General features: G+C 70.3%; 2 protein-coding genes. Both read left to right on the plus strand.

What is annotated here, in order from left to right; genetic code table 11:
• Positions 1 to 137: 137 nt before the first annotated feature.
• Positions 138 to 4,868 carry an SDR family NAD(P)-dependent oxidoreductase gene (locus ABZT47_RS40220; RefSeq protein WP_354854059.1) on the plus strand — a complete coding sequence of 1,577 codons (4,731 nt, stop codon included), beginning with the start codon at positions 138 to 140 and terminating at the stop codon, positions 4,866 to 4,868.
• 4 nt (positions 4,869 to 4,872) lie between these two features.
• Positions 4,873 to 5,075 (plus strand): polyketide synthase docking domain-containing protein (locus tag ABZT47_RS40225; protein WP_354854062.1); only part of this gene is annotated, 203 nt, incomplete at its 3' end.

Here is a 5,075-nt window from a genome sequence, read left to right on the forward strand (position 1 = left end):
CCCACATCATCCTCGAAGAACCCCCGGCCGAAGAGCCGCCGCACGCGCCGGTTGCAGGGGTGCCGTCGGGCGAGCGAGACGGCGACACGGCCACAACGGCCCAGGGCGACCCCGCGGCTACCGCACCGGCGCCTGCGATGGTGTCGGCGCTTGCGATGGTTCCGGTGGTGGTGTCGGCCAAGAGCCAGACGGCGTTGCGGGCGCAGGCCGCTCGGCTGGCGGAGTTCGTCGTCGGGCATGAGGCGGCTGGTCCGGTGGAGGTGGCGGTCGCCCTGATCCGCCGGGCCACCCTGGAGTACCGAGCGGTGCTACCGGCGGCCGACCGAGAAGGTCTGCTCGCCGCGCTGCGTACCCTGGCCGCCGACGAACCGACGACCGACGGGTTGACGACCCGTGGGTTGGCGGCTGGGCTGTTGGGTTCGGCTGCGGTGGTGGGTCGGGTGCGGCCGGGCCGGGTGGCGGTGGTGTTCTCCGGTCAGGGTGCTCAGCGGGTGGGGATGGGCCGGGAGTTGTATGCGGCTTTCCCGGTGTTCGCCCGCGCTTTCGATGAGGCCTGCGCGCTGCTGGAGGCCGAACTCACCGCCGCCGACGCTGCCGGCGTGGTGACCGGCCTGGCCGGTGGTGTGAGCCTGCGAGAGATCATCCTCGGCCACAACAGCCAGAACGGCTGGTACGACCACACAAGCCAGAACGGTCAGACCAGCCAGTCCGGTGAGGCAAGCCAGACCAACCAGAACGGTCAGTCCAGCCAGAACGGCCAGACCGGCGGCTCTGGCCTGAGCGACCTGAGCGGCGAGAACGGCCGGACGGGCGGGATCGGCGAGGCCGGCGAGAGCGGCCAGGCCGGGGAGACCAGCCACACGAGTGTTAGCGGTGGCGGGTCTGCTGCTGGTGGGGTGTTGGATCAGACGGTGTTCGCTCAGGCCGGGTTGTTCGTGGTGGAGACGGCGTTGTTCCGGCTGTTGGAGTCGTTGGGTGTTCGGCCTGATTTTGTGGCTGGGCATTCGTTGGGGGAGATCTCTGCGGCGCATGTGGCCGGGGTTCTGGATTTGGCGGATGCGTGCCGGTTGGTGGCTGCTCGTGGGCGGTTGATGCAGGGGTTGCCGTCCGGTGGTGCGATGGCGGCGATCGGCTGCGGCGAGGAGCAGATCGCCCCGGTGCTGGCCGGGCGTGGCGAGATCTCGGTGGCGGCGGTGAACGCGCCGGGTTCGGTGGTGGTCTCCGGCGCTGCCGACCAGGTGGATCAGGTCGTGGAGTGGGCGCGGCAGCAGGGGTATCGGACGCGGCCGTTGCGGGTGTCGCATGCGTTCCATTCGCCGTTGATGGAGCCGATGCTGGCCGAGTTCGAGCAGGTGGTGGCCGGGTTGACGCTGCGTCGCCCGGAGCTGCCGCTGGTGTCCAACCTGTCGGGTGACCTGGCCGGCGAGGAGATCACCGAGCCCGGCTACTGGGTCGAGCACGTGCGCCGGCCGGTCCGGTTCGCCGGCACCATCACCACCCTGCGCGGACACGGGGTCGGCTGCTTCATCGAGGCGGGCCCGGACGCCCAGCTCACCCCGATGATCGAACAGACCCTCGCCCACCACGACAACGCCGGTGACCGGCACCTCGACGGAACCGGTGGTGGGGACGGCGACCATGCCGAGGTTCGCGGTGGTGATGGCGGGCGCGGGATCGGCTACGACGGCGGTGAGCCCGTGGTGGTGGCGTTGCTGCGCCGCGACCGGGACGAGACCGCTCAACTGGTGGCCGGGCTGGGCCAGGCGTGGACGTGTGGCACGGTCGTGGACTGGACCGCCTGGCCGGCCTGGACCACCGGAACCGGCACGGCCGGTTCGGCCGGGGCCCGCGTCGGCGATCTGGATCTGCCCACCTATCCGTTCCAGCATCGCCGTTACTGGCTGCATTCGGCGCCGGCCGGTGACCCGACGGCGCTCGGTCTGCGTGCCGCTGATCACCCGATTCTGGGTGCGGTGGTGGAGCAGCCGGACGGTGGCGCCATCTTGACCGGCCGCCTTTCGGTCACCGCTCAGCCCTGGCTGGCCGACCACGCCATCAACGCCACCCCGATCCTGCCCGGCACCGCCTTCGTCGAACTGGCCCTGCGCGCCGGAGACCAGGTCGGCTGCCCCACCATCGACGAACTCACCCTGCACGCTCCCCTGCCGATTCCCGATCCCACCAATGGCACCGGCCATTACAGCACCAGCGACGGCATCACTCTGCAGATCATCCTGAGCCCACCCGACGAAGACGGCCGGCACCAGATCGCCATCCACTCCAAGGACGACCACGGGCAGTGGACTCGGCACGCCACCGGGACCCTCATCCCGACCCCCACCCCCGCTCAAGACACCCCGGCGGAGTTGAGCCAGGCTTGGCCTCCGCCGGGCGCTGAGCCACTGGACACCATCGGCTTGTACGACCGCCTGGTCGACCACGGTTACGGCTACGGCCCCGCTTTCCATGGCCTGACTCGCGCCTGGGAAGACCATGACGACCTGTACGCCGAGGTGTCGCTGCCGGTTGATGTCGCTGATCCGGCGGGTTACGGCGTTCACCCCGCGTTGCTCGACGCGGCGATGCACGTGGGCATGCTGGCCGTGCAGGATGCCGGTCAGGATGCCGGGGGAACCGGTCCGTTGATTCCGTTCAACTGGAACGGCGTCACCCTGCACGCCGCCGGCGCCACCGCGCTGCGCGTACGGCTGCGCCGCCTGGACGGCGAGGCGGTCACCCGGCTGGACCTCACCGACCCCGCCGGCCGACCGGTGGCTTCGGTAGAGACGCTGACCGCACGACCGCTGGCTCCTGAGCAGTTGGGCGGCGCGGTCTCGACGCGGTGGTTGTACGAGGTGGCTTGGCGGGCGCTGGACGAGCGCGGGCCCGCCGAGACCGACGAGACCGCTGCCGGGGCGCTGGATGTCGCGATGCTGGATGTCGCCTCTTCGGTGGGAGCGAAATCCGCTGCCCGAGGCGCGGAGGCTGGTGGCGACGGGCCGGTGGAGGGTGACGTTCCGGTTCCGGTGCGGGTGCGCCGGGTCGTCGGTGAAGTGCTGGGTGAGTTGCAGACCTGGTTGGCCGAGGCGGACGCGCGGCCGGCAGTGGTGGTGACCCGGGGCGCGGTGGCCGTGGCCGATGGGGAGGTTCCCGATCCGGCGCAGGCTGCGGTGTGGGGGCTGGTGCGGGCCGCTCAGGCGGAGGAACCCGGCCGCATCACCCTGATCGACCTCGACCCGGACGACGTTTCGCTGGAAGACGCGCAGGTCGCCCTTGGTCCTGATGGGGCGTCGGCGAGTGCCGTGCCGGCCGCCGTCGATGGTGGTGAGGACGGCTTTGCGGGTGGTGTGCGTGCCGCGCTGGCTTGTGGTGAGCCGGAGGTGGCGGTGCGCGGCGGTCGGCTGTGGGTGTCCCGGATGACGCACCTGGCATCCCCCGGCCCGGAGGGCGGAATCTCATCGTCTGGGGAAGCCGGTCAGGTGGGCGGTGAGGATGCCGAGGTCGTGTGGCCGGTCGATGGGACGACGTTGGTCACTGGTGGTACCGGTGGGTTGGGTGCGTTGGTGGCGCGGCATTTGGTGGCGGTGCATGGGGTGCGGCATCTGTTGCTGGTCTCTCGGCGTGGTTTGGACGCTCCTGGGGCGGTCGAGCTGCGTGATGAGCTGACCGAGCAGGGTGCCGAGGTGACCGTCGCCGCCTGCGACGTGGCTGATCGGGACGCTCTGAGCGCGCTGCTGGGCGAGATGGGTGGGGCGTGGCCGTTGCGTGCGGTGGTGCATGCGGCGGGGGTGGTGGATGACGGGGTGGTTTCGTCGTTGTCGGCTGGTCGGGTGGAGGCGGTGCTGCGGCCGAAGGTGGATGCGGCGTGGTATTTGGATAAGTTGACGCGTGGTGGGGATCTGGCGCGGTTTGTGGTGTTCTCTTCGCTGGCTGGGACGTTGGGTGCGGCGGGTCAGGGGAATTATGCGGCGGCCAATGCTGCGGTGGATGCGTTGGCGTTGGGTCGGGTGGCGGCTGGTTTGCCGGGGGTGTCGTTGGCGTGGGGGGTGTGGGACGCCGAGGGGGGTATGGCGGGTCGGTTGTCGGATCGGGATCGGGAGCGGATGGTGCGGGAGGGGTTGGTCCCGCTGTCGGCTGGTGTTGGTTTGTCGGTTTTGGATCGGGTGGTGGGTGAGGGCCGGCGGGGTGTGGTGGTGGCGGCCGGGTGGTCTGTGAGTTCGTTGCGGGCTCAGTCGGCAGAGCGGTTGCCGGCGTTGTTGCGTGATCTGGTGGGTGTGCGGCGCAGGGCCGCGCTGGATGCTCCGGTTGGTGCCGGTTCGTTCGCCGATCGGTTGGCCGAGCTTCCCGCCGCGGAGCGCCAGGCAGCGGTGACCGAACTCGTACGCGCCCGGGCAGCGGCGGTGCTCGGCCACGATTCGCCCGCGTCCCTGCCGGTGGACCAGGCATTCCATGAGCTGGGCGTCGACTCGCTGGCGGCGGTGGAGTTGCGCAACGGGCTCGGTACCGCGCTGGGGCTCCGGCTGCCGACCACCTTGGTGTTCGATCATCCATCGGTCCGGGCGGTCGTCGACTACGTGATCAGGCAGATAACACCGAAGACCGACGGTGGGGATCACGTCACCGCCGACGGCCGAGACGAGACGGCGATCCGCAAGGCGCTGCAAACCGTGCAGGTGGCGGCGCTGCGCGCCGCCGGGCTGTTGGACGGGCTGCTGGAGCTCGCCGGAGTGCGTCCCGACGGTTCGAACGGAGCCGTGGCCCAGGACGAGACGGCGGACGTCGACGCGATCGACGAACTGGACACCGAAGCCCTGATCAGGATGGCGCTGGACAACGGGCAACCGGACGACGAGACCCAGGAGGGGTGAGGAGATGGCGGAGGGTGACGGAAAGATCGTCGAGGCACTGCGCGCCTCTCTCAGGGAGACGGCCAGGCTGCGCAAGCAGAACCGCGCGCTGACGAACCGCGCTCGGGAGCCGATCGCGATCGTGGGGATGGCTTGTCGTTATCCGGGTGGGGTGGATGGTCCGGAGCGGTTGTGGGGGTTGTTGGTCGGTGGTGTGGATGCGGTGGG

It is taken from the genome of Sphaerisporangium sp. NPDC005289 (genome assembly GCF_040607455.1).
GTDB classification, from domain to species: domain Bacteria; phylum Actinomycetota; class Actinomycetes; order Streptosporangiales; family Streptosporangiaceae; genus Sphaerisporangium; species Sphaerisporangium rhizosphaerae.

What these genes read in the sequence shown, in the direction of transcription:
- ABZT47_RS40220 (WP_354854059.1), top strand. Translation starts at nt 138, where the DNA reads ATGGTGTCGGCGCTTGCGATGGTTCCGGTGGTGGTGTCGGCCAAGAGC.